This window comes from Deltaproteobacteria bacterium (genome assembly GCA_030690165.1).
In the GTDB taxonomy this organism is placed as follows: domain Bacteria; phylum Desulfobacterota; class GWC2-55-46; order UBA9637; family UBA9637; genus JACRNJ01.
Map to the genome: position 1 here is coordinate 19,705 of JAUYHF010000042.1, position 26,179 is coordinate 45,883.

Annotated in this window: 24 protein-coding genes; 14 read left to right on the forward strand and 10 right to left on the reverse strand. The window is 44.0% G+C overall.

Going from position 1 to position 26,179, the window contains the following annotated elements; translation table 11 throughout:
• The first annotated feature begins 11 nt into the window (after window positions 1-11).
• Genes Q8P28_07025 through Q8P28_07035 form a run of 3 tightly spaced genes read left to right on the forward strand, consistent with a single transcriptional unit; the run spans window position 12 to window position 4,137 of the window.
• Window positions 12-245, forward strand: a complete 234-nt coding sequence (locus Q8P28_07025; protein MDP2682541.1) for a hypothetical protein — start codon at window positions 12-14, stop codon at window positions 243-245.
• Between the two features lie 41 nt (window positions 246-286).
• Entirely contained in the window at window positions 287-2,455 is a 2,169-nt protein-coding gene (rnr, locus tag Q8P28_07030) for a ribonuclease R (GenBank protein MDP2682542.1), read from the forward strand.
• Complete coding sequence (locus Q8P28_07035) at window positions 2,452-4,137, forward strand: AarF/UbiB family protein (protein ID MDP2682543.1); 1,686 nt, start codon at window positions 2,452-2,454, stop codon at window positions 4,135-4,137. Before rnr ends, Q8P28_07035 begins: the two co-directional genes overlap by 4 nt.
• Window positions 4,138-4,193: 56 nt before the next feature.
• Here Q8P28_07035 and Q8P28_07040 read toward each other — a convergent pair whose 3' ends face one another.
• Genes Q8P28_07040 through Q8P28_07050 form a run of 3 tightly spaced genes read right to left on the reverse strand, consistent with a single transcriptional unit; the run spans window position 4,194 to window position 5,343 of the window.
• Window positions 4,194-4,793, reverse strand: a complete 600-nt coding sequence (locus Q8P28_07040) for a DUF445 family protein (GenBank protein MDP2682544.1) — start codon at window positions 4,791-4,793, stop codon at window positions 4,194-4,196.
• The gene (locus tag Q8P28_07045) at window positions 4,793-5,065 is read right to left on the reverse strand and encodes a DUF507 family protein (GenBank protein MDP2682545.1); all 273 of its coding nucleotides are present in this window, start codon (window positions 5,063-5,065) and stop codon (window positions 4,793-4,795) included. Before Q8P28_07045 ends, Q8P28_07040 begins: the two co-directional genes overlap by 1 nt.
• Window positions 5,062-5,343, reverse strand: a complete 282-nt coding sequence (locus Q8P28_07050; GenBank protein MDP2682546.1) for a DUF507 family protein — start codon at window positions 5,341-5,343, stop codon at window positions 5,062-5,064. Before Q8P28_07050 ends, Q8P28_07045 begins: the two co-directional genes overlap by 4 nt.
• A 116-nt stretch (window positions 5,344-5,459) precedes the next feature.
• Here Q8P28_07050 and Q8P28_07055 point away from each other — a divergent pair, with 116 nt between their 5' ends.
• The 6 genes from Q8P28_07055 (at window position 5,460) to Q8P28_07080 (ending at window position 9,773) form a co-directional block, all read left to right on the forward strand.
• Window positions 5,460-5,693, forward strand: coding sequence for a DUF3185 domain-containing protein (locus Q8P28_07055; GenBank protein ID MDP2682547.1), 234 nt, complete (start codon window positions 5,460-5,462; stop codon window positions 5,691-5,693).
• Window positions 5,694-5,713: 20 nt separating this feature from the next.
• Window positions 5,714-6,112: a PA2779 family protein gene (locus Q8P28_07060; GenBank protein MDP2682548.1), complete on the forward strand. Its 399-nt coding sequence runs from the start codon at window positions 5,714-5,716 to the stop codon at window positions 6,110-6,112.
• A 14-nt stretch (window positions 6,113-6,126) separates the two neighbouring features.
• Window positions 6,127-6,936 (forward strand): tetratricopeptide repeat protein, encoded by an 810-nt coding sequence (locus tag Q8P28_07065; GenBank protein ID MDP2682549.1) that lies wholly within the window; start codon window positions 6,127-6,129, stop codon window positions 6,934-6,936.
• Window positions 6,937-7,017: 81 nt separating this feature from the next.
• Window positions 7,018-7,896, forward strand: a complete 879-nt coding sequence (locus Q8P28_07070) for a DUF4115 domain-containing protein (protein ID MDP2682550.1) — start codon at window positions 7,018-7,020, stop codon at window positions 7,894-7,896.
• Window positions 7,897-7,930: 34 nt separating this feature from the next.
• Entirely contained in the window at window positions 7,931-8,638 is a 708-nt protein-coding gene (locus tag Q8P28_07075) for a GAF domain-containing protein (GenBank protein MDP2682551.1), read from the forward strand.
• A gap of 196 nt (window positions 8,639-8,834) precedes the next feature.
• Entirely contained in the window at window positions 8,835-9,773 is a 939-nt protein-coding gene (locus Q8P28_07080; GenBank protein MDP2682552.1) for a peptidase MA family metallohydrolase, read from the forward strand.
• Here Q8P28_07080 and greA read toward each other — a convergent pair whose 3' ends face one another.
• Genes greA through murI form a run of 4 tightly spaced genes read right to left on the reverse strand, consistent with a single transcriptional unit; the run spans window position 9,774 to window position 14,086 of the window.
• Window positions 9,774-10,253 (reverse strand): transcription elongation factor GreA, encoded by a 480-nt coding sequence (gene greA / locus Q8P28_07085; GenBank protein MDP2682553.1) that lies wholly within the window; start codon window positions 10,251-10,253, stop codon window positions 9,774-9,776.
• A 1-nt stretch (window position 10,254) separates the two neighbouring features.
• A complete protein-coding gene (locus Q8P28_07090; GenBank protein MDP2682554.1) occupies window positions 10,255-12,669 on the reverse strand; it encodes a homocysteine S-methyltransferase family protein in 2,415 nt (804 codons plus the stop codon).
• Between the two features lie 3 nt (window positions 12,670-12,672).
• Window positions 12,673-13,281 (reverse strand): GerMN domain-containing protein, encoded by a 609-nt coding sequence (locus Q8P28_07095; GenBank protein MDP2682555.1) that lies wholly within the window; start codon window positions 13,279-13,281, stop codon window positions 12,673-12,675.
• A gap of 10 nt (window positions 13,282-13,291) precedes the next feature.
• The gene (gene murI / locus Q8P28_07100) at window positions 13,292-14,086 is read right to left on the reverse strand and encodes a glutamate racemase (protein ID MDP2682556.1); all 795 of its coding nucleotides are present in this window, start codon (window positions 14,084-14,086) and stop codon (window positions 13,292-13,294) included.
• A 235-nt stretch (window positions 14,087-14,321) separates the two neighbouring features.
• On the opposite strand from murI, the gene Q8P28_07105 reads away from it, so the two are divergent.
• Together Q8P28_07105 and Q8P28_07110 are read left to right on the forward strand one after the other, a co-directional pair.
• Window positions 14,322-15,758, forward strand: a complete 1,437-nt coding sequence (locus Q8P28_07105) for a hypothetical protein (GenBank protein ID MDP2682557.1) — start codon at window positions 14,322-14,324, stop codon at window positions 15,756-15,758.
• Between the two features lie 31 nt (window positions 15,759-15,789).
• Window positions 15,790-16,590, forward strand: coding sequence for a cytochrome c (locus Q8P28_07110; protein MDP2682558.1), 801 nt, complete (start codon window positions 15,790-15,792; stop codon window positions 16,588-16,590).
• Here Q8P28_07110 and hisD read toward each other — a convergent pair.
• Together hisD and Q8P28_07120 are read right to left on the reverse strand one after the other, a co-directional pair.
• On the reverse strand, window positions 16,563-17,879 hold the full coding sequence (gene hisD / locus Q8P28_07115; protein MDP2682559.1) for a histidinol dehydrogenase: 1,317 nt from the start codon (window positions 17,877-17,879) through the stop codon (window positions 16,563-16,565). The two genes, Q8P28_07110 and hisD, sit on opposite strands and share 28 nt — an antisense overlap.
• Window positions 17,880-17,924: 45 nt before the next feature.
• Window positions 17,925-18,674, reverse strand: coding sequence for a 16S rRNA (uracil(1498)-N(3))-methyltransferase (locus Q8P28_07120; GenBank protein MDP2682560.1), 750 nt, complete (start codon window positions 18,672-18,674; stop codon window positions 17,925-17,927).
• A 71-nt stretch (window positions 18,675-18,745) separates the two neighbouring features.
• On the opposite strand from Q8P28_07120, the gene Q8P28_07125 reads away from it, so the two are divergent.
• On the forward strand, window positions 18,746-19,705 hold the full coding sequence (locus tag Q8P28_07125; GenBank protein MDP2682561.1) for an alpha/beta fold hydrolase: 960 nt from the start codon (window positions 18,746-18,748) through the stop codon (window positions 19,703-19,705).
• A 22-nt stretch (window positions 19,706-19,727) separates the two neighbouring features.
• Window positions 19,728-20,447, forward strand: coding sequence for a protein-L-isoaspartate(D-aspartate) O-methyltransferase (locus tag Q8P28_07130; protein MDP2682562.1), 720 nt, complete (start codon window positions 19,728-19,730; stop codon window positions 20,445-20,447).
• On the opposite strand, the gene Q8P28_07135 is transcribed toward Q8P28_07130, so the two are convergent.
• Window positions 20,416-22,815, reverse strand: coding sequence for a hypothetical protein (locus tag Q8P28_07135; protein ID MDP2682563.1), 2,400 nt, complete (start codon window positions 22,813-22,815; stop codon window positions 20,416-20,418). The genes Q8P28_07130 and Q8P28_07135 overlap by 32 nt on opposite strands.
• Window positions 22,816-22,934: 119 nt before the next feature.
• On the opposite strand from Q8P28_07135, the gene Q8P28_07140 reads away from it, so the two are divergent.
• Entirely contained in the window at window positions 22,935-26,153 is a 3,219-nt protein-coding gene (locus Q8P28_07140; GenBank protein MDP2682564.1) for an HAD-IC family P-type ATPase, read from the forward strand.
• Window positions 26,154-26,179: the final 26 nt, after the last annotated feature.

Sequence of the window (26,179 nt, forward strand, 5' to 3'; positions counted from 1 at the left end):
GGCTTTCTTGTATGCCATCTGTGGAGACAGGGAATATCAAAAAGAGGCTGCCAGGGAAGTTTTACGGTACTTTTTATGCGAAGAATATAGAAGCCTCAGATTTAACTATCACAGCAATCAAAAGAGAGCAGAAATATTATTTCAAGTTTTTATCTCCAACGAGTTATGGTATCTTCTTTAAGACGCTGCGGGAAAGGACTTATGGAGACTTCAAATTAGAGATTGATGCGAGGTTGACAGGGTAGCGTTGAATGCGGCAATGAAATAGATAGATTAAAACTTACCTATGACACAACAAAACGCCAAATCTTCCGATAAACAATCCCTTCTTAAACTCATACAGGATAAGGCCTACAGGCCGCTGTCTTTCAAGGACCTTGCCAGAGAATTAGCTGTTCCTAAAAAAGAAAATGGACTGTTTAAGGGGCTGCTGAATGAATTGATTAAAGACGGCCATATTATAAAAATAAGCGGTGAAAGATACGGCGTCCAGGCAAAGATGAATCTTATTGTGGGCGGGCTTATCTGCCATCCTAACGGCTTTGGTTTTGTCGCGCCGGAAGACGGGGGCGTAGATATATTCATAAACCCCAGAAATCTAAAAGGCGCAATGCACGGTGATAAGGTTGTGGCGAGGATTGAAGGACGCGGCAAGGGCGATGGAAAGAAAGAGGGAAGGATTATAAGGATTCTTGAGAGAAGGCATAAAACAATTGTCGGCAGATTTGAAAAGAGGAAGGGGTTTGGGGTTGTCATCCCTTCTGAAGAAAGAATTCTTCACGAGGTTATAATTCCCCCAAAGGATAGCAGACATATTGAGGATGGTAAAATTGTAGAGGCAGAGATAATTAGATGGCCTGCTGAGCATATTGCACTTCTTGGAAAGATTATCGCTGTTCTCGGAGACCATGATGACCCTGATGTTGAGATCGAGGTTATAGTAAAAAAATACAGCCTGCCGCATAGATTTCCCCATAATGTAATTGAAGAGGCAAAGGCCATATCGCAGGAGGTGGCTGGAGACGACATCGCAGGGAGGGTGGATTTAAGAGAGAGGAGAACGGTTACAATTGACGGAGAGACGGCAAAAGATTTTGACGATGCGGTTTCTATAGAAAGAACGGCTAAAGGATACAGGTTATGGGTGTCTATAGCGGATGTCGCTCATTATGTAAAAGAGGAAACCCTCCTTGATAAAGAGGCTTACACAAGGGGGACAAGCGTATACTTTCCTGACAGGTGCATCCCTATGCTTCCTGAGGCATTGAGCAACGGCATATGCAGCCTGAATCCGCATGTTGACAGGCTTACGCTGACGGCAGAGATGGATTTTGACCATGAAGGGAATATTATCCGGAGTAAATTTTACGAGAGCGTCATAAAAAGCTCTGCAAGGCTGACCTATACAAATGTGAAGGATATTCTTACCGGCAATGACGAAACGATTAAAGAAAAATACAGCCGCCTCGTGGACGACTTGAAGATAATGGAGGAACTCTGTTTGAAACTCAGAGAGAGGCGGGCGGAGTTGGGAAGCATTGATTTTGACCTGCCTGAGCCGCAGATAATCATTGATATAGAGGGGAAGGTTGAAGGCATTGTAAAATCAGAGAGAAACATAGCCCATAGGATAATAGAGGAATGTATGCTTGCGGCAAATCAGGCTGTTGCAAGTTACATTACTCAATTGAAACTTCCATTTCTCTACAGGGTTCACGAAGAACCTGATAAGGAAAGCATTTATGAGTTTAAAGAGTTTATCGGAAATTTCGGGTATCATCTAAAGGAAAATAATTTAAGTCCCAAAACCCTTCAGAAAGCGCTGCTGGAGGCAGAGGGAAAGCCCGAAGAGAAACTGATAAATCACATCCTGCTCCGCTCCATGAAACAGGCGAGGTATTCGGAAAAAAATATGGGACACTTCGGCCTTGCATTTGAGTATTACACGCATTTCACATCCCCAATACGCAGATACCCTGATTTAGTGGTCCACAGGATTTTGAAAAAATGGATAAGAGAAAAATATTCCGGAAAGGATAAGGAATATTGGGGAAATGCCCTTCCTGAGATTGCAGGCCATACATCAAAGAGGGAGAGAAATGCAATGGAGTCAGAAAGGGAGGTCGTTGATTTAAAAAAGGCGCAGTTTATGATGGATAAGGTGGGCGAGGTTTATGATGGTATCATATCCGGCGTTACCAGCTTCGGCTTCTTTGTGGAGATTGAGGAATATTTTGTGGAGGGGCTTGTGCATGTTACAAATCTGAAAGATGACTATTATACCTTTATGGAAAAGGAGCACTCGCTTGTCGGAGGCCATACAAAGAAAAGATATAGGATAGGGGACAGGGTAAGGGTAGTCGTGACAAATGTAGGTATTGAGCGGCGGCAGATAGATTTGGCGCTGGAAGGACAGGTAATCGGAGCAAAACGGGCAAGAGGCAAGAGAATATGAACTTCCTAAGAATCCACCTCTCATACAAAAATATTCAGCGGCTCCGGCAAATTATCGCCATACTAATCAGTCACGGTTTTTACCCGATAATAGAGAAGATGTATCTGACTAAACTCATATCCCTCCCGCAAAGAATCATGAGGAAAAAGGCGACCGCAGACCATGAAGCCATATCCCTTGCTGTTAGAACAAGGCTTGCCTTCGAAGAACTCGGTCCTACATTTATCAAGTTTGGACAGATACTATCCACAAGGCCTGATATCCTGCCTAGAGAATTTATAAGAGAATTTTTAAAGCTGCAGGATGAAGTCCCGCCATTTCCTTTTCAGGATGTTATCAAGGTAATAGAAGACGAATTTAAAAGGCCGGCCAAGGAATTATTCAGGGAGATAGATGAAAGGCCTGCTGCCGCCGCATCCATTGCGCAGGTTCACAGGGCAATTACAATGGATGGAGAAGATGTGGTGATAAAGGCGCAGAGGCCTGACATAGAGGCAATAATAGACACAGATATATCCATCCTCCAGCACCTTGCAAAACTCATTGTAAAATACATACCAGAAGCCAGGGTTTATGACCCTGCGGGTATGGTAGATGAATTTGCCATAACCATAAAAAAGGAGATGGACTTCACATTGGAGGCAAGCTACACAGAAAGGTTTAAGCAAAATCATTCTGATGACCCAAGGGTTTTTATCCCGGCTATTTATTGGAACCTGACAGGCAAAAAGGTCATTACAATGGAAAGGATAACAGGGATAAAGATAGATAATGTGGAAAAACTTAAGGCGAATGGCATAGACACTGAAAAGATAGGTCATATAATGACTGAGGTTTTATTCAGACAGGTTTTTGAATTCGGGATTTTTCACGGAGACCTTCATTCAGGAAATATATTTGTCACAGGGCCTGAACAGATTGCGCTTGTTGATTTCGGGATTGTCGGAAGGGTTGACAGAGAGATGCAGGAAAATCTGGCGGACATATTTGTCGGCCTCATGAGCGAAGACTATGAGCTTCTTACAAGGGTTTATCTGAGGATGGGCATACTGCCGGAGGATATAAACGAAGCGTCGTTCACAAGGGAATATCAGGAATTGCTCTTTTCTTACTTTGGGAAACCCTTTAAAAGAACAAGTGTCGGCGAACTGCTGACGAGCTACATAAGGCTTGCTTCAAGACACAGGATAAGGATGCCGAGGGAGCTCCTGCTTCTGGATAAATGTATACTTGAATTGGAAGGGCTGAGCAGGCTTTTGCACCCTGATGTGAATGTCCTTGTGGAAAGCCAGCAGTTCGCCAGCAGGCTTATAGCAAAACGTTTCGGGCCTGCTGCCATGGCAAAAGGCGCGGTTGATACTATGAGGGAATATCAGGCCTTTGCCAAAACCCTGCCTTCTCAGATAAACCAGATATTGAAAAAGATGACAAGCGACAAATTTACCATAGATTTTGTGCACAAGGGGCTTGAAGATTTGATGGGAGAGATGGACAGGTCATCCAACAGGCTTACATTCGGCGTAATCGTTGCAGCCCTGATTATAGGCTCTTCTCTGGTAATGGCCTTCGGCGGCGGACCGAAATTGTTTGGCTATCCGTTCCTCGGGATATTCGGTTTTTTAATCGCAGGTTTTATGGGTCTCTGGCTTGCGTTTTTGATACTCAGGTCGGGGAAGTTTTGAAGAACCTTCCCGCAGCAAGTTGCGAAGTACCTAAACTGCTGAACCAGCAAAGAGGCTTAAAGCAAATACACAATCCCCACCTGTATTATTCCTATTATAAAACCCAGCGCCCCGCCCAGCCATTCTATGTGGCGCAGTTCTCTTGCAATGAAATCCGTAAGCAGCGCCTCAAACCTTTTTATATCCAGATTGTCAATTCTTGTAACAAGCATCTCCTTCATATTAACCTTGTCATGAAACTTTTCCACAAACGAGCCCTTTTTCTTGTCTATATGCTTTATTACTTCTTTTGTAAGGAGGTATTTGATGTGATAGGTAAGGTTTTCTGAAATAAGCCCTATAAGCGGTATCTTCTTTATCTTGCCTGCCTTAAATCTATGCTCAACAATCTCATCTACAGCCTTTTCAACATCTTCTTTCCACTCAATACCTTCCAATATCATGGCAAAATCTTTGGCTGAAACAAGCTCTCTTTCAATGGTCTTTGCAATGCCGGCTGCTATTTCTTTTCTTCTTTTAGGAATGAGTCCCTGAAGCTTATAGCCCAGGAGATTTACGGGGCGGTAGGGTCTGAAGAGCATTTTTATCGCCACATAATTTGTGAACCAGCCTATAACTGCGCCTGTAATCGGCGGGATAAATATTCTGTAATCCATCAAAACCTTTTCTTCGCAATCTCTTCCTGATAATATTTCTTATAGAGTATCTCCCATTCCTTGCTGCCTTCCGGGATAGGTCTTGATATGGACCGTATCTTTCCCCTTACCATGTCGTCTACTCCATCTTCTATCCTTAAATAACCTGCAATGCTTTTTTTCGTCTCGTGCAAAACCTTATCCTCATCTACAAAATCAACAAGGTCATCTTTCCATATCCCATCGGTTATAAGATGCGCCAGATGCGATATCCTGTCTTCTGAAAGTCTCATATGACAATACCCCTTTCCTTAACTAATTTTCCCTTTATAAGGCTAAACATCTTGCGGTAATCCATCCGGCCTGCCTCAATCTCTTTTGCATGCCCCTTTAACATCTCTTCCACCTCTCTGTCAAGGCCGTCTTCAGCCTTAAGGTCGTCTGAAAAGATTTCGATAACCCTGTTCAACACCGCATCTTCCGGCGACTTAAAGATAATAAGCCCTTTTGCCTTTAAATTATCCAGTATAATCCTGGAAATCTTTTCCACCTGCTCCTTTGAAAGCCGCATAACAACCTCACTTTAGTAGTTTTTTAGTAAAATAACATACCTCAAGACTTATTTGCAATGACTATTGACAAAGTTATAATCTTTAGTCTATATTGAAGACATTTAAAGGGGAGAAAATGGCAAGGAGACAAAAAGACTATATATGCTTTATCTTTGGGATAATACTTATCATAGTTGGAGTGATAGGACTTGTCTATCCCGAAATTACTCTTAAGAGGACAAAGACTGTAAAGCTTGGTCCTGTAACCGTTGAGGAGCCAAAAAAACAGATATTCCACATATCGCCCTATGTTGCCGGAGGTATGATTGCAGGAGGGGTGATTTTGATTTATATTGGCACAAAAAAATAATTAACACGGAGGGAAAGGACATGAGAAAAATTAAAACAATATTTGTTTTCAAGACAGTTGCATTGTATCTGGCATTTGTCTTTTTACTGATCGGCAGCATACCCCGAAATTCATGGGCATACTTTGCTGAATCACAACAGACTTTAAGCTTTTCAAGGGAGACTGACATAAATAAGATTCAGAGGGCGCTGGAATCTAAAATGGTCAGCCAGAGGCTCTCTGAAATTGGGCTCTCCAGAGGTGAGATAAACTCAAAGCTTCAGCAGTTAAGCGATGCAGATGTCCATCAGTTTGCATCACAGATGGACAGCCTTATGCCGGGAGGCGATGCTGGGGTTACTATAATACTGCTTCTGGTCATAGCGATACTTGTCCTTGTTATTATACAGATGACAGGTCATAAGATAGTGATAAAATAACAAAGGGGCGTAAGATGACTCAAAAATCAAGGCGCGGGAATCAAGATGCGGAAACCATGATGCACTTTTTAAGATGCAAAATTTTACTTGCAGTTTACATCCTGTTGCTTGTAACTGTTTTCACCGGCTGCGCCGCTTCTAACAAAAGCCGAAAAGAGGATGCGGATATACATTATAGGCTTGGCATTGTTCATTTTAACGGAGGGAATATCCCTGATGCGCTGAAGGAATTAACTGCCGCAGTAAAAACATACCATGACGATGCTGCATTTCACAATGCCCTCGGCCTTGCATATTTTGTAAAAGGCATGAATGATGACGCTATAAAACATTTGAAAGAGGCTGTAAAGATAAACGAGAAATTTTCTGACGCCCATACAAATCTGTCGGCTGTTTATCTTGAAAAAAAGGAATGGGACTTGGCCATTACAGAAACAAGGATTGCCATTGCTGATATTTTTTATGCCACCCCGGAGTTTGCTTATGTCAACATGGGACGGGCATTTTATGAGAAGGCCGATTATCTCAAGGCAGAAGAGAGCTATAAAAAGGCTATAGAGGGCAATCCGAAGTATGCGCTTGCCTACTACAATCTGGGTCTCACATATATGAAGATGAACAGAGATAAAGGGGCGGCTGATATGTTTGGGCTTGCAATAAAGAATGTGCCAAATTACGCTGATGCCCACTATAACCTTGGTCTTGTCTTGGTAAAGCTAAAAGATAAGAAGGGCGCGCTAAGCGCATTTCAAGAGGTTATAAAGCTTGCCCCAGACAGCGGGATGGCAATGTCCGCAAAGGGATATATGGATCTGTTAAAATAAATTGCAAATTGAAGATTGCAAATTGGAAAACTAAAGTAGAATTTAAATTTAAAATTTGCACTTTTCAATTTTCATTTTTCAATGGAGCAAAGCGACATGGAAAGTCCGGGGGAATATCTTAAAAGAGAAAGAGAGATCAGGGGCATTTCTTTAGAAGACATCTCCAATGCCACAAAGATACGGGCCGGGCTGCTTATTGCCATAGAGCGCAATGATTTTGACGCCCTGCCGGCAACTCCGTTTGTAAAAGGTTTTATACAGGCATATTGCAGATATCTGGGCCTGGATGCACAGGATGCGATACTTCGCCACGAGGCATATATGCGAAGCCTCGCAGAAAATGAAACACCGGCTTTAAAACAAACACCGGCGGATAAAATACGGAAGCCGGAAGCCCCTGCGCCTTACCCGTCGCTTTCAATTATAGTTGTTGCCGTTGTCGCAATCATGGTAATAGCAGGCGGCATCTATACCATCATATCAAAAAAACAAACATCTCCCGCTCCGGACTCTTTCTCCGATAAAGACCCTCGGGGACAGGCTTATTCACAAATCAACCGTTCTCCAGAAAAACATTCTGAAAACAAGGTTGAGGCGAAAAAGGAAGAACCTTCTTTACCAATAAAGATAGAAGGCCATGCGGATATAGCTCTTAATTCTTCTGTTTCCAAAACAAGTGTAGGTCCGCTTACTTTGATTATAGAAGCCGCAAAACCTACGTGGATTAAAGCTGAAATAGACGGTCAGAATCCATTTGAGGTGTCCCTTAAAGAAGGGGAAAAGGTAAAGTGGAATGCAAAAGAAAAGTTTTCTGTTCTTATAGGCAATGCAGGCGGTGTTAATGTAATATTTAACGGCAAGTCACTCGGCAGCCTTGGAGATGAAGGTAAAGTGGTTAAACTAATCCTTCCGCCCGACAAAGCTGGAGAAGATCCGGCTATTAAAATTTTAAACCCTTGAACCTTTAATTCCAAACCCGTTACAGAGGTGACTGATGGAAACTATTACCCGCTGCAGAAAGTGCGGCAAAAAGATGAAAAACGAAAGGGTTGATGATTACAGGGTAAAACTTGCATGTCCATGCGGTTTTTGGGAATTCAAGACAATGCCCGCAGCCAGCAAGGCAATCAATCCCTATTATGCACAAGACACATTTTCACATATAAAGATTGATGAAAAAGGCGGCATAGTCTTTGAGATGGAAAGGGCAAACAGGGAAAAGATGGAGATTATGACCCTTGAAGAGATAAGCATGCTTGCCAGCTCTGATTATGACCTGGACGATGTGCTTCAGTCTGTTGTTGAGAAAACTGCAAAAAGGCTGGGAGTGGATGTTTCTTCAATATATCTTTGGGACGGAAAAGAACTTGTCCTAAGGGCAACCACAAGCTTTATAAAAGAGGCTATTGGAAAGGTCAGGCTTAAATTGGGAGAGGGCGTTACAGGCGCAGCCGCCGAACAAGGGAAACCCATATATGTCAGGGATGTGTCAAATGACCCGAGGTATAAAAAGTTTTCTGAATTAAGAGAAAAGAATTATGCATCCATGCTATCACATCCCATTATCCACAAAGGAGAACTTTTTGGCGTGCTGAATGTGCAAACCATTGCGCCAAAGGAGTTTCAGGAGGATGAGATATATTTTGTCTCTGTAATTGCAAATATGCTCCTCGGCGCAATACGGATTAGAAAGAAGGTTTAAGTTGCTTTGTAAAAACTGTGGAACAAACTCACCAGATAATACTACAAAATGCCTCAAATGCGGCGCCAATCTGCTGCTCCCCATCAAGATTTTCAGACCCGAACCGGAGAAATTTTCAAGCACACTAAGAATAGTCGTCACCCTGCTGATATTACTTCTTTCCATTACATGTATAGCTGCTTTTAAGCTGTATTTTATGCCCAAACATGATGCGGAAACAGATATTGACACAACCAAACAGATAGCTATCTCTGCGCCAGATAGAGAAGACAGCGCTTTAGAAAATATACAGGAATCTGTAAAAGATAAACCTGATTATAGGACAATGGCACAACCTCAAACTGTGCCAAACTTACATAGAGGTCCTCTGATTGGAGAAGGTAGTCAAAAGAAAGAAAACTATCAGAAAAAGGCGCAAGAAAGCTTTGAAGAACAGATTGAGAAAAGATTTCAGAAAAAAGAAGGGAGTCATTTTACTGTCAAATTTGAGGGTGGGGAAAATTCAGACATAGGCCATCTTATCTCAATACTTCTTGAAGAGGCTTATATAAAGGTTGGATTTGATATAGGATATTACCCTGAAGACAGGATAGAGGCTGTTCTCTACACCCTGCAGCAATTTACCGATATAACAAGGGCGCCGGGCTGGGCAGGGGCAATATACGATGGAAGGATAAAGATCCCCATAGGGGGCGTAACAAGCAGGACGAGTCTTCTGGAAAGGGTGCTTTTTCATGAATATACCCATGCGCTTGTGCACAGGCTTTCAAAGGGGAGGGCGCCGGTATGGTTGAATGAGGGTATTGCCCAGTATGAAGAAGGCGCAGCAAATGAAAATATAAACCAGATTTTGGTTCAAATCGCAAGGTCAGAGAAACCCATACCTTTAAGGCCATTTGAAGGCTCATTTATGGGCTACAACAATATGCAGGCATCTGTAGCATACTCTGTCAGTCTTTCAGCAACAGAGTATATAATAAATGAATTTGGAATATCCGCAGTCAGACGAATATTGGGAAATCTCGGAGAAGGTAAAACTATTGAAGAGGCGGTATCATCCGGTCTTTATATTTCCTATGAAGACCTGCAAAGCAACTGGTTTATGTCGCTGAAAAAAAGAAGGTTTGCGGATTAGTTAATCCTTTAGCATATCATGCAAGGTAATAAGCCTTTTAACTTCATATTCTTTTTTCCCGGTTGGAAGCTGTATCTCAATCTCATCTCCAATCTCTTTATTCAGAAGCACCCTGCCGATAGGGGATGCTATAGATATCTTTCCGTTCCTTGGGTCAACCTCTTCAGGCGTAACAAGTTCATACACAATCTCCTCGCCTGTATTTAAGTCTTCTAAAAAAACCTTTGAACCAAATGCAACCATGTCTTTTGGCAGGCTGTCTAACTTGATTGACGCAAGGGCATTAATTCTTGTATGAAGGTGCGCAACCCTTGCCTGAAGAAATGTCTGCCTCTCCTTTGCAGCATGATATTCTGCATTTTCCCTGAAGTCGCCATGCGCTGCCGCCTTTCTGAGTTCTTTTGGCAGCTCTATGCGCAACTCCTTCTCCAACTTTTTAAGTTCTTCTTCTAATTGCTTCAAGACAGGGAGTTTATGCATATTATTTCTCCTTCCCAACTAATCTTTTCATCTTTTCAACCGCCTCCAGCGCATCCTTTGCATAACCATTTGCGCCTATCTTATCTGCAAATTCCTTATTTACCACAGCGCCGCCTACTATTGTCAATACCGGCACGCCCTCTGCCTTCAGCCTTTTTATGACATTATCCATCTCCATAACGGTTGTTGTCATAAGTGCTGACAGACCAACCACATCCACCTTGTGTTTTACTGCCTCTTCTATTATTTTATCAGCAGGGACATTTTTCCCCAAATCAATGACTTCAAAACCATGATTTTCCAATAATGTGGATACAATATTTTTTCCGATATCGTGAATATCACCTTCAACAGTTGCCATCAAAACCTTGCCGATGCTTTGTCTTTTTTTATCTTTAAACTCCATTTTCAGCCTGTCAAATGCCTTTTTCATTGTATCTGCTGACAGCATTACCTGCGGCAGAAAATAGATATTCTGGTTAAAGAGCCTTCCCACTTCTTCAAGTCCTGGGATAAGGCCGATATTGCTTATCTTCAACGGGTCCCATCCCTGCTTCAAAGCATCTTCAACCAATGCCACAACCCCTTCCTCATCACCGTCTATAATAGCCTTCTTCAACTTCTCATCAATCGTCTTCGCTTCTTCTTTTGCTTCTGACTGACCCCTGACCCCCGACCCCTGACCCCTGTATTTATTTATATATCTCTCTGCCCTCAAATCCTGACCGGTAAGCACAATCGCAGCATGATACGCATCCATCATTAAACTGTTATGCGGATTTATAATAGCGGCGTCAAGGCCTGCCTCAATTGCCATTGCCAAAAAGTTGGCATTTATTATCTCCCTCGTTGGCAGGCCAAATGAGATATTACTTACGCCGAGGATGGTCGAAAGCCCAAGTTTTTCCTTGACCATCCTTATTGCTTTAAGCGTTTCCCTTGCGGATTTCTGGTCAGCGCTCACTGTCAATGCCAAACAGTCTATTGCAACATCGGATTTGGAAATGCCGTATTCCAGTGCCCTCTTTAATATTATCTCTGCAATACAGACCCTTCCCTCTGCAGTTGGAGGTATTCCTTTGTCATCAAGTGTTAAACCAATGACAGCAGCGCCGTATTTCTTTGCCAAAGGAAGGATTGTGTTCAGCTTTTTTTCTTCTCCGCTTACTGAATTTATCAGCGCCTTTCCATCAACTGCCTTTAACCCTGCCTCAAGAGCCGCCAAGCTTGAAGAATCAAGGACAATGGGAAGTTGACAGTTTTCATTCACCGCAAACACCGCCATTTGCATTGACGCAGGTTCATCTATCCCGGGCACACCGACATTTACATCTAATATGTGCGCCCCTGCCTCCTGCTGGGACTTTGCCTCTTTGCGGACGATGGATGTCTTTTTTTCTTTGATCTCCTGCTGAAGGTTTTTTTTGCCTGTCGGGTTTATCCTTTCGCCTATAATTACAGACCACGAGCCGCTTCCAAACTCTACAAATCCTGAACGGCTCGCAAGCCTGGTTATTGTAAGCTTTGACTCTTTGACTCTCTGACCCTTTGACTCTTTGACCCTTTCTGCCATTGCCTTTATATGTTCCGGCGTTGTGCCGCAGCACCCGCCGATTACCCTTACTCCAGCGTCTAAAAGCTTTGGGACATATTCCGCCATATCAGAAGGGCTTGCAGGAAATATAGTTTTGCCATCCTTGAGATACGGTATGCCTGCATTTGGCTGGGCAATTAAAGGAAGACCAGCAACTCTGCTCATAGCCAGAACTGCCTTATAAATCCCTTCTATGCCAAGAGAACAGTTTGCGCCAATAACATCAGCGCCAAGCCCCTCTGCAACTATGGCAAACACCTCCGGCGGGGTACCAAGCACTGTCCGCATGGTTTCGTCAAATGTCATAGTCGCAGCTACCGGAAGCCCTGATGCCTTTGCTGCAATGATCGCAGCTTTCATTTCTCTTATATCCATCATTGTTTCAATGATTATTAAATCCACGCCGCCGTCTTTGAGGGCATTAACCTGCTCTGAAAATATATCCACTGCCTCATCAAATGATAAATCGCCTATGGGTTCTAAAAACCTTCCGGTTGGTCCAAGACCTCCTGCAACAAATTTTTCTTTTCCAGCAGCCTCTCTTGCATTCTGCGCTGCCTTCATATTTATCTCAGTTAGCTTTTTATCAAGATTATATTCTTTAAGTTTTATCCTGTTCGCCCCGAATGTGCATGTTGTAACAACTATAGACCCTGCTTTTATATACCCCTTGTGAACCTCTTTTATCATCTCAGGGTTTGTGATATTCAGCTCATCAGGGCATCCGCCTGGCTTCATACCTAGCCCCTGAAGCATGGTGCCCATAGCGCCGTCAAATATAATTGGTCTTTGTTTTAATGTTTCTAAAAATCTGTTTTGCATCTATTATCCTTTTATGAAGCCTTTATCAGGGCCAAGCGGAAAGGAAATATCTATATGGCCCGCAAGGGTCTTTGTCTTTTTCCCTTCTATGAGTATTTGCGCCTTCTTTATATCAGGAAAGTTAAGGGTTACTGTATTAACTATGGAATAGACAGTCTGGATCTCGGCAGAACTTCCACCAGGATGTTTTTCAGAAATCTCCTTGCTGAAATTTAAAAATACAACTCCGTCTTTAATCTCAACACCAAGAAGTTTTGTCCCATCCGGTATAGTGGGTGTAAGTTTTCCAAGAGGTCCGTTTATAAGGACATTTATGCCCTCTTCAATCTCTTTTGTCAGAGCCCCCTTTGATAGCTCCCTCTTTTCTATCTTCAGCACAAGGCCTTCTTCATCAGAAAAATAGAGGTTTATTATCTTCATTTCCGGTTTGGATACCTTTTTGGAGATGAGATAAGGGAAGATATTTTCACCGAATTTTGTGAGGAGATAGATTCCAACGACTACGGTAAGAAGGGCAATAATGACTACTGTCAGAAGGGCGCTGCCGGAGCCACCCTTCTTTTTTCCTGGTCTTTGCGGTTTTGGATTACTATATGTTTTTTTTTTAGCCATCTTGACTTCCTCAATTCACAAGTTCAACATCCTCAAGACTCGTCCCCATAAACTTGCCGCCAACCCGTTTAAATCTTTCAGGTGAATCTGTAACAAAAAACCTGCGCAGGCCTTGTCCGGAAGATACAACTTCCATGATATTTTTGTTCATAAGACACCTTGCAACTTCTGCCGCAGTCTCCTGGCCTGAATCTATAAGCGCAACATTCTCCCCCATAACCTCAGAGATTACATCCTTTAACAGCGGGTAATGTGTGCAGCCGAGTATCAGCGTATCTACACAGTGTTTTTTCATCTTCTGCAGATAGGATTGGGCGGTCAAATGCGCTATCCTATTGCTTGTCCAGCCCTCCTCTGCAAGGGGCACGAACAAAGGGCACGACTGCGGGAACACAACAACAGACGGGTCAATAGTCTTTATTGCATCGAAATACGCCCCGCTTCTTATAGTTCCTTCCGTTCCTATTACGCCGACCCTCTTGGTTTTTGTCACCTCAACAGCCTTTCTTGCGCCTGGACCTATCACGCCTACCACGGGTATCGGCAACTCCTGCTGCAGTTGGGGCAGGCAATATGCAGAGGCAGTGTTGCAGGCAACAACCAAAAGCTTTATGTTAAACTTCAAAAGAAACCTTGCATTCTCAAAGGAGTACCTTGTAACAGTTTCAACAGACTTTGTGCCATACGGCACTCTGGCGGTATCGCCGAGATAAATAGCATCTTCCCCTGGCATGACATTCAATATTTCTTTCAGCACAGTAAGTCCGCCTATGCCGGAATCAAATATGCCTATTGGTTTTCTCATATAAAGATATCTGTGGGTGGGGACAGATTTGAAATCTGTCCCCAGTGTCCCTTATAATTGCTATCAGTTTAGGCAATCCATTCCGGTTTGTCAAGGTCAAGGCACAGGACAGGCATGTTTGTAGCCTCCTATCTGACGGCGATTATACTTTAACTAATTACGAATTTATACGATTAAGAGGATTTGGGCGAATTCTTGTTGACAGCAAAATCCATCACACACTATAATAATTATTATGGCGAAGCATTCAGGAAGTTTTAATTATTTTTATTTAAACATCCTATGTGGTTTTTTTCTTGGTGTCATCATAATTTCACTATTTCCATCATCCTCCTTTGCCACCCCGGCGTTTGCACGTAAATATGATCTCTCATGCGCTTCCTGCCACACCAAACCGCCCCGGTTAAATGCCTTTGGCGAGGCCTTCCACATGGCCGGGTTTCAGATTCCGACGGTACAGGAGGGGGAGATTAAGAAGAAACGTCATATAGGACGGATCATGTCCGAGACTGAGTTCCTGAATATTTTTTCGGTCAGAACGACCGGTGATTTCATTCAATCATTCTCGGGTGGTCAAAAGAACGAATCGGCGATGGCGCTGCCGCAAAGCGTCGAGCTGTATCTGGCCGGAAACTTTACCGATGCCATCGGCTATTTCTTCGAGCTGGAGCATGAAAGCCGGGCAATCGAAGGGCTCGCGGGAGGCCGGTTCGAGGAGACCTCTCGCTTCGGAATCGGGAAGGAGTTCTTTTTTATCTTCGATCTGCCCGCTCTATTTAAAAGCGCGTCCCCGGACATGGCCGACTCCGGCGGGCCGATGGGCCATAGCGGAGGGGCGATGATCATGGGGCCGATGGTGATGGCTGGGAAGATAGATCCGTCCACCAATTTTTCATACCCGACGAACCGGCAATTTATTCTGAATGTTCCTGGCCGTGTCCGTGTAGATTCAGGAATCGTTGAACGTTTTGGCCTGACACCCTATGCTTTTGCCGTGAAGTTTTTCGGGATCAAGACGACGGAGGGGAATTCGGTCGAAGTGACCAGAGAAGTACTCTACAACACCCCTGGGGATTTCGGGATCGACCTTCATGTGATGGTGGAAAACCTCATAGTGCAGGCGGGTGTGATGCAGGGGGGGCTTCAGGCCGGGAACAGTGATGTGAATCAGAAGAAGGATCCGTATATGATGATGCGGCTGAATTTCGGACAGGAAGCCTATATCTCAGGTAGTCTCTCCGGCCTGGTCTATTGGGGAAACGACACGGCTATGGTTGATACCAGCCTGGTCAACTGGCTTCGTTATGGATTTTCAGGGAATCTCAAATATAAATATCTGGATCTCTACGGCGCCATTATTTGGGACAACATCCGCAACCTACCTGCTGGCATCAGCAGTCCGTTTGATAGCACGGCCTATGGGTTCACCATTGAAGGGGATTACCTGGCGACCGATAGATGGCTGCTGTCGCTTCGGTATGACCAGCTCAAGGCGGGCGGATTTATCAGCCAGAAAACCGATGGCAAAACCATTGCGGCCCAGGCGCGGTTCTATATACGGGATAATTTTTCATTCTACCTGAGGGATAGTTTTAACCTGGAGGGGGTCAACGATAATGCGCTTCGAAATTTTCAAAACTTCGTCACATTGGGCGTCGATTTTCATTTTTAGGCGAGCTCGTGGGATCGGGGAGGCCATCTATATGAACCATCACGTTTTCAGTTTTGGTTTGCTCGTGATCGCAACGGCATTTGTGTCTCTTTTCTGCCCGGAGGTTGGGTTCAGCCAGACGAATCAGGAACACGGGCATGATATGGGACACATGGAAGGAACGGACGCGGTAGACATCATGGCAGGGAAGATGATCTACACGATGGGCTGCATCCATTGCCATGGATCGAAGGGACAGGGCGATGGCGCTGCGGCGATTTTTATCGGGCCCTACTCGCATCCACGTCCGAACGATTTTACCGCAGGGATTTTTAAGTTCCGTTCGACGGAGTCTGGTCGGCTGCCGATGTTGAAAGATCTGATGCGGACGATTCGCGAGGGCATTCCGGGCATTATGCCGTCGTTCAGGAATTTGGGAGAGGGGCAAATCCTTGCGGTGGCGCTGTATGCGAGCAAAGAATTCATTAAGCAGGAGCTTCCGACCGAGACGGCCATCATCTATGCCGAGCATGTGGGACCTTATACCTATTCGCTGGAGAGTGTCCGACGTGGAAAAGAACTTTACACAAAGCTTGGATGCGCCGCATGCCATAGAGTGGACGGCCGAGGGGCGGGTATCACATTACAGGATGTAAGAGGGCTTCACATCATGCCGGTGGACCTGACCCGGCAGGAGACATTCGGGAACGGCACCTCTCACGAGGATATTTACCGAACGATCATGACTGGCCTGGATGGGACGCCCATGCCCTCCTTTTTCGACTTGTTTAAGGGGCATGAACAAAGCGCATGGGATCTTGTGCATTACATCCTTTCACTGCAAGGAAGGTAAATGTCCTTCATCCTTATAGAAACACTTCTCCCGTGGGCATCTAAACCTTCTATATCAGTAAACCTGACCACTTTTCCCCCAAGCCTCTCAAACCCTTTTCTGGAAAAGGCAATAATACTTGAACGTTTAATAAAATCCTCAACTCCAAGGGGAGATGAAAACCTTGCAGTGCCTCCTGTCGGGAGTGTGTGATTTGGCCCTGCCATGTAGTCGCCGAGGGACTCAGGTGTGTATTGCCCTAAAAAGATTGCGCCTGCGTTTTTAATCTTTTTCAAAAGCTCAAATGGTTTTTTTACAAAAAGCTCCAGATGCTCTGGCGCAATCTTGTTGGATATATCTGCTGCTTCGGCTAAATTCTTTGTAATAATAATTGCGCCATATCTATCAATGGAACTTTGGGCAATAGCCTTTCTTTTAAGTCCTTTGATCCGGATTGAAACCTCCTTTGACACAGCCCGGGCCATCTTTTCTGAGGTCGTAAGAAGGATGCTTGATGCGAGTTCGTCATGCTCTGCCTGAGACAACAAATCAGCGGCTATCCATGCAGGCTCCCCTGAGCCGTCATTTATAATAAGTATCTCGCTTGGCCCTGCTATCATATCAATATCCACTGTCCCAAACACGAGTCTCTTTGCGGTAGCAACATAGATATTGCCCGGTCCTACAATCTTATCAACCTTCGGAATGGTCTTTGTGCCGTAAGCAAGGGCAGCAATGGCCTGCGCGCCGCCGATGCTGTAAATCTTATCAACTCCTGCAATCTCTGCCGCAGCCAGCACATACGGGTTAATTCCATTTTTGGAAGGAGGCGTAACCATTATAATCTCTTTTACGCCTGCAATCTTTGCAGGTATTGCGTTCATTAAAACAGTGGACGGATATACAGCCTTTCCGCCAGGGACATAGATGCCAACCTGTTCAATAGGTGTAATCATCTGCCCCAGTATGGTTCCATCCTTTTCAGAAAACGCCCATGATTTGGCTGACTGCCTTTTGTGAAATGCCTCTATCCTTTTTGCGGCAAGTTTAACGAGATTTAAATCGGTTTTTGAAATCTTTTGAATAGCCTTTTTTATATTTCTTTTCGTTACCCTCAATCCCGTGTTCTTAAGCCTGATACCGTCAAAAAGTTCGGTATATTTCAAAAGGCTTTTATCTCCGCTTTGTCTTACATCCTTGAGAATTGCCTTTACAGCCTCCTCTGCGCCAGTTATATCTGATTCACCCCTTTTAAGGATGATATCAAGTATTTTAATAAAGCCTTTTTCTCTTATGGAAAATATCTTCATGATTGTCACATTTTATAGAAGAATTATGAATGGCGCAAGGTTATTTTATTTTCCCATATCCCCAAGCTCATACTGAATAATAGCTGCAATGCTTATGGCTGCTGTCTCTGTTCTTAATATCCTTGGCCCAAGCATCACAGGTAAAAAACCTGCCTTTTCTGCGAGAGCCACCTCCCGTTCTTCAAAGCCCCCTTCAGGGCCTATCAAAACAATACATCCTGAAAACCCACCAGGCTTCAAAATGTCTTTGAGGTTATTCCTGTTTTCTCCTTCCCATGGAATAATTTTGATATACTTCTCCATGCTGTGAGAATACTTGCTTAAAACCTCTGCTAATGTAGCCATTTCTTCTATTTGTGGAATAACATCTCTCCTGCATTGCTTTGCCGCCTCAATTGCTATGCGCTGCCATCTTTGGATTTTCTTTGCGGCTTGTTCGCTGTTCAACCTTGACACAACCCTTGAGGCAGTAAATGGTATAATCTCTGAAACACCAAGCTCTGTTGCCTTCTGGATTATGATGTCCATCTTCTCAGCCTTTGCAAGACCCTGAGCAAGGATTATCCTGAACCGGCTTTCTCTTGATACATCAAGTTGTTTTTCTATGGCAATACAGCCTCCATTTTTTGTGACAGTTTTAAGATTTCCTGTGAATTCCCGGCCTTTTCCATCAAATACAATAACCTTATCCCCTTTTTTAAGACGAAGGACATCCTTCAAATGATGGAGTTCTTTGCCGGTTAAGAGGGCAGTCTTTTCTTTATCGTTTATGTGTTCTGCAAAAAATCTCTTCATAAATATAAAAACTCCTTGACGCTTTGGGGTGTTTAGTATATTTTTGCGGCATGCAGTCTAATATACACTTTATGTATAAAAAAACAATCTCCTCTGTTTTAATAATCTTATTTTTGCTGGTTCAGGATGTCTATGCCGATGTTTCCAGCCTTCCTGCTGAGTATAAGGAATTCTGGAATACGAGGCTTTCTGAATTAGAGGCTGTACAGGCAGAGCCGAAGCTGGGCAATGCCATAAAAAGGGATGGGATTATCGGCAGGGATGTCTGGTTCAGGGGCTACGGTAATGTGAGGCTGCACGGCTATTTGGCAGAGCCTTCTCATATTAAGCCGAATCAGAAATTGCCGGCAGTGCTGCTTCTTCACGGTTATTCTGATTACGGAAGGCCGTCGTGGGCAGAGAGATATGCGAAGATGGGTTTTATTGCCTTTGCAATAGATGTGCGCGGCCACGGCAAAAGCCGGCAGGATTATAATCCCGGGGTTCCCGGCCTTATGGTTGACAATATTACGGATGGCAAAAACTACAGCCTTGTAGGCGTTATACTTGATGCAATAAGAGGGCTTGATTTTCTTGAGACCCTGCTCGTAGCGGATAGAAATAGAATCTATGTAAGCGGCAGCAGTATGGGCGGGGGGAGCGCCATGATAGTATCTGCAATAGATACACGGGTGAAGGCTGTTGCGGCGGGCGTGCCGTTTCTCAATAACATACCGGAGAGTTTAAAAACCGCTGATGGCGGGCCTTATATGGAAGTAAAGAAATATCTGAAACAACATCCTAAGGATAAAGACAAGGTTTGGGATACGCTCAAATATGTGGATGCGTATAATTATGCGCCTTATATCAACAAACCTGTTATTGTAGGAGTTGGACTTGCTGATTCCATCTGCCCTCCGGAGGGCATTAAATCAACCTTTGACAGAATTACACCAGATACTAAAAAGGAAATCTACGAAGCGCCAAAGGCAGGCCATGTAGTTTTGCCGGGGTGGCATGAGAAGAATAGAAAGTGGTTTTCCGAAAACTAAGGCCGGTTAAAGGAGTTATTGTATGACAGACCATAAATTCCTCCCTCTTTTTTTCTTAAGTATACTGTTTCTATCCATCATCCCTGCCTATTCTCAGGATGTATACGCAAAAAAACGGCAGATAATGATAGAGAAGGATATACGAGGACGGGGTATCACGGATAAAAAGCTTCTGGATGTGATGGGAAAGACGCCCAGACACCTTTTTGTTGAAGGGCATCTCAGGGGTGCGGCCTATGAAGATTATCCCCTTCCCATAGATGAAGGTCAGACCATATCTCAGCCATATGTGGTTGCTTTGATGACCGAGGCATTGCGGCTTAAGCCTTCTGACAGGGTTCTGGAGATAGGCACAGGTTCAGGCTATCAGGCGGCTATTCTTGCAGAGATAGTGAAAGAGGTTTATACCATAGAGATTAGAAAAGGGCTTGCAGACAAGGCTGAAAAAAGGCTTAAAGAGATGGGCTATAAAAATGTAAAAGTCAGGTATGGGGATGGATATTTTGGTTGGGAAGAATATGCGCCGTTTGATGCTATAATCATCACTGCTGCCGCAAATCATATCCCACCATCATTAATCAAGCAATTAAAGGAAGGCGGAAAGCTAATCATACCGCTTGGGAGCACTGTCTACAGCCAGACCCTTATTCTGGCCATAAAGAAAAAGGGCGAACTTGATTTGGAAGAGATAACGTCCGTGAGATTTGTCCCTATGATTGGCGAGGCGGAGAAGGGAAGGTAAAAAAGGCAAGGGCATATGAAATACCGCCCATCCAGAGGACTGCCTTAAAACCAATGACTATAGCCAGCATGATGGTGAGTATAGGCGCTAGAACAGAGAAACAACCATTGACGGCCCATGCCCACGGAATGAGAGAGGGATTTCCTGCGCCAAGCGACTTAATCCCGAGCGGAAACGGTATCCCCATAAGGAAACCGAGCGGAATAAGCACAATAAATGACATGACAATTTTAATCGATAATGCATGGGGAGAAATAGCATCAGAGATTGCGGGTATAATAAGGCTGTATACAATAACGAGAAATGAGATTACAAAAAGCATAGCCCGGTTTCTTAGCAAAGAAAATCTGTGGCTCAAAAGACTTCCCGTACCGGAACTAATCAGTATGGATGTAAGGACAACGCTAACAGCATAAGAAGGATTTTCCAGAGGGAGGATCATCTTCTGAATCATGGTGATTTCTACGAACATAAAGCCAAGGCCGAGGAGGGCAAAATAGATAAGGGAGGTATAATTGTCCTTACGTTGCGTATCCCCACGTCTTTTTGCAACAGCAGGTAGAAATATAAAAATGATACTCAGTAGCAGAGCCTGTATAAAAACCACAGGGAGGAGATACCCCTCTTCTATAAAATACTGCCACTTTTCACCCATCGTCCTGTAGATTGTTTTTATATTCTTGAGCCTTAAGTAATAGGGGAAAAACGGATTTTCATCCCGGACAGGGCTTATGTCAAAAATATAATTACGCTGAAAATTCTCCCGTGTTCCGGGATCAAGAATATTCTTAAATGCCGCAAAATATTCATTTGAAGGCAGCCGCACATAAATATTTGTTTCTTGTTCTGTAATCCCAGGAAGATATATAAGGTCAAACCTCCTTTCCCTGCAAAATTTTTTCACAGATTCTATTTCGTCAAAAGAAAATGGCGTTTTTTTTGCAAGAATAGATACAGTTCCCCAGCTTCTTATAGCTGCAATATTTTTATCTGCATCCGCTATCCCGCTTTCATTCATTGCCAAAACCATAGTGTTTAAAAGCCTTAACTCTGTCCTCGGCGGATGGAGAATGAAGAGGTGTATGCTCAGTATGCCATTATCTTTTAAATGCCCCAGATATTCTTTGAATGCCTCAATAGTAAATCTGTAATCCTCTGAGATTCCAAAAAAGCCTCCAGGAGAAGCGCCCATTAAGGGAATATCAATGGCATCAAATTTTTTATCTCTCTTTTTAAGCCATGACCTTCCCATGCCGGACCATGTATTCTGGCTATAGATACCCTGAGAAAATTCTGTAAAATCATCTCGTATGACCTTTATGACCAGCGGGTTGGAATCGACCTTGTAGATGTTTTTTGAGTTGTAATAGCGGGCCAGCAATACCTCCATGCCTCCTTTTGGCTCAAGAATTAACACATCGTCTTTTTTGCCAATCTCGTAAGAAAGGGCAGAGGGGAGGTATGTTAAAAACTTAAGCGCCCGGTTATCTCCGGCGGTAAGGGCATTTATTTCGCCTCCATCAATGGAAAGGCCAATCTGTTCAGGAAGCGGATCGAGATATTTCAGGCTCAGCCCCGGTGCGAACCGTGCCGCAGGGCTTTTAAATGTGTCTATACGTGAATATGGGCTGTTGTATGTCCTGATATGTTCTGCCCCCGGAAATTTTAAAGCAACCTGAAGACCTTTGTACGGAGACATTCTTGGAATAATGATGTTCGGCATGGTTAAAAGGAAAAAATTTAATGCAATCAGGCATAGCGCAGCAATCTTTATCCTCCGCTGCCCAATGATAAATGCGCCCAATAATGCCAGTGAAGCTGTAATAATAATAGCCTTCTCAGGAGGCATTATGCTCAATAAAAAGAGAATAACAATTGAGCCTGTGCCTGCGCCAAGAAGGTCTGAGCCATATAACAGCCCTGATTTTTCACTTATCATGGAAAACGCAGATGCCATACAAAACCCGAAAAAGAGAAATGGGATAGAAAGTATCATGTAGTAAAGGAATATATAAAAAATCTGAACTTTTTCCCATGCAAGCCTTACGGGGTCAAAGGGTATCTGGTTTGAAATGATGTAACTTAAGGATATGCCCGCGCCAAGGAGCAGACCATATATTCCAATCCGTTCATATGGGAAGGAGCTATCCCCTCCCTTTTGGCTGGCCACATAGGTCGCCCCTGCAATTTTCGGATATAGTGAAAGAACCGTGCCGCTTGCGCCAATACCCAGCATTGCTATACTGATAATCATGAATGCAAAGTGATACCATAGCGATATGGAGAATATCCTTATTAAGGCTATCTCATATGCAAGGGATGAAAATGAGAAGAGAAAGATTGCTGCGTATATCTTTATTTTTGTCATTTGAATTTCAATCTAACACGGCCTGTTGCCTTTGACAAGGGGTGAACAGATGTGCTTTAAATATAAGGTAACCCCGCCACCAAAAGTTTTGGTGTGGGGGTTTATATCCGGGATTAACAATGAATCTATCCTCTCTCCTCTCCCAAGACCATATCTTCATAGACTTCACAGCAAAAGGCCATACAGAGGCCTTGAAAAATATGGTCTGCCTTCTTGGCAAGGTATGCGAGGATGAGGAGTCGCTGAGGACGCTCAAAGACCATGAGAGCATAGACGGCGTGCTGGCAGGCACAGGCTCCGCAATATTCCACACATTTTCAGAGGCAGCAGAGGACATTAAAATTGTCCTTGCTGTTTCTACCTCCGGGATCCCCCATCCAACAAGAAAAAAAGAAAAGATTAATATGCTCTGGCTTGTTGTATCTCCTATAAAAGAAAGCGGCACGCATTTTCAGCTCCTATCCCATCTGGAAGGCCTTCTTTTAAATAATATCTTCCGCAAGGAAGTCCTTGCTGCAAAAACCAAAGATGCTGTCATAAGCATAGTGAAAAGAGAAGAAGGGTCGGGCAGGGACGCATACATCCCTTTAACAAGGGAAGAGATTTTATCCGAGCTTAATACGCTGGAAACAGGGCTTGCGGACAGAGAGGCCCTTCACAGGCTTGCAGTTGTTGGCCCTAATATACTTAAAAGGGTTGCAAGAAAGCATCTTCTCTATGATTTTTTGCAAAATCTGACAAACCTCTTTGCAATACTTCTGTGGCTTGGCGGCGCATTGTCATTTGTTGCGGGCATGCCTGAACTCGGCTGGGCCATTTTCCTTGTCATTATGATAAATGCGTCATTCAGCTTCTGGCAGGAGTATAAGGCAGAGAGGGCCGTGGAGGCGCTGCAAAAACTTCTTCCCCAAAAGGTAAAGGTTATAAGGGAAGGAAAAGAAAGAGAGATTTCAAGCAGCTGGCTTGTGCCAGGAGATATTATTCTTCTGAACGAGGGCGATAATATACCTGCCGACGGAAGGCTTATACAGGCTGACGATATGCGGGTTGACAACAGCCCGTTAACAGGAGAGTCAAGGCCGGTATATAAAGTGGCAGAGTCTCTGGAAAACGGAAAGAATTTTATCTGGACAGAGATGCCTAATCTTATATTTGCAGGTACTAGCGTCCTTTCAGGCATTGGCAAGGCAGTTGTTACAGCAACAGGCATGGATACAGAGATTGGCAAGGTTGCCTATCTTACCCAGGCTATAAAGGCTGAAATGAGCCCGTTGCAAAAAGAGATGATAAGACTAACTAGGGTGGTCACATGGATTGCAATAAGCCTCGGTGTGTTGTTTTTCCTGCTCGGTTTTAAGATAGCAGGGCTTACATATCTGGAGAGTTTTATATTCGCCATAGGCATCATTGTTGCAAATGTGCCGGAGGGTCTGCTTCCTACAGTGAGCCTCTCCCTTGCAATGGGTGTCCAGAGGATGGCGGGGAAAAATGCCATTGTGAAAAAACTTTCTGCTGTGGAAACACTCGGCTCGGTAAATGTTATATGCACTGACAAGACAGGCACTCTTACCACGAACGAGATGTGTGTAAAAAGGCTTTGGGTTAATGGAAAAGATGTTGAGGTTACAGGAAGAGGGTATGAGCCGCAAGGAGATTTTGTGCTAAGCGGTAATGTTCTTTCCCGTGAGGAACTGAAAAAGGATGGTGTAGAGGAACTTCTGAAGGCAGCGAGCCTTTGCAATAATACACATCTTATTGTCCCTTTACAAAAGGGCGCAAGCGGGGGTTGGTCAATTTCAGGCGACCCAACAGAGGGCGCATTGATTGTTGCTGCTGAAAAGGCAGGCCTTAAAATGGATGAACTGAAAGAGAAGAACCCAAGAATCGCCCACCTTTCCTTTGAAAGAATAAGGAAGAGGATGACGACGATACATGAAGACAGGGGTCAGGGGTCAGGGGTCGGGGGTCAGAAGGTCGTGGCATATATAAAGGGTGCGCCGACTGAGGTTTTAAATCTCTGCGTTAATATAAAGGAAGGCGGGGATGTTGTCAGGCTTACAAAAGAAAAAAGGGATGAAATTTTAAGGCAGAATGACTTGATGGCAGGGGATGGTTTAAGGGTTCTGGCTGCTGCATATAGAGAAATTACCGAAGGCATAAAATACACAGTTGAAGAGGTGGAGAAGGATTTAACATTCCTCGGCCTTATTGCTATGTTTGATCCGCCGAGGCCGGAGGTTAAAAAGGCAATCGGAGAATGTCATACTGCCGGTATCAGGGTAATAGTAATGACAGGCGACTACGGTTTGACTGCCCATGCAATTGCAAAAGAGATAGGCATAGGCGGAGACGATACAAAGGTTATAACGGGTCTTGAGCTTTCAAGACTTTCCCACAGGGAATTAAGGGATGTCCTGAAACAGGGCGAGGTTATATTTGCCAGAGTCCAGCCAAAGGACAAACTCAGGGTTGTTGCCGCGCTTCAGGAGTTCGGAGAGATTGTGGCAGTTACAGGCGATGGCGTGAATGATGCGCCGGCATTAAAAAAGGCGGACATCGGCATTGCAATGGGGATGCGGGGAAGCGATGTGGCAAAAGAGGCGGCAGAGATAGTCCTTGCAGATGACAACTTTGCAACCATTGTAGAGGCAATAAGAGAAGGCAGGGCAGTATATTCAAATATAAAAAAGTTTGTGACATATATCTTTGCCAGCAATATACCTGAGATTATTCCATTTATTGCCTTTGCTATTTTTAAGATTCCGCTTCCTTTAACCGTAATACAGATATTAGCTGTGGATTTGGGCACAGATGTTGTCCCTGCCCTCGGTCTCGGTATAGAGCCTCCCGAAGAAGGGATAATGAACCAGCCGCCGAGACCAAAGACAAAAAGGCTTCTTGATTTTTCTCTGCTTGCGAGGGCGTATCTTTTTCTCGGCCCAATAGAGGCGGTTTTATGCATGGCTGGATTCTTCTTTGTTTACTGGTCAAGCGGATGGCGGCCCGGAATGGAGATGCCTTCAAGTGGCATTATCTACACAACAGCCACAACCATGACACTTGCAGGCATTGTTGCATCTCAAATTGGAAATGTGTTTGCGTGCCGGACTGAAAAAGAGTCGATGTTCAGCGTAGGTTTTTTTAAGAATAAACTTGTCCTCTTTGGTATTTTGACCGAGATATCGCTTATCCTCTTTCTTACATATACGCCATTTATGCAAAACATCTTCGGCCTTGCGCCGTTGGGATGGAGGGAATGGGGATTTTTACTAGTTTTTCCGGTGATTGTGCTATTGATGGAGGAGGGAAGAAAGTGGGTGGTAAGAACCTTGTTTTGATATAATTTTTCTTTCATATTTATTTT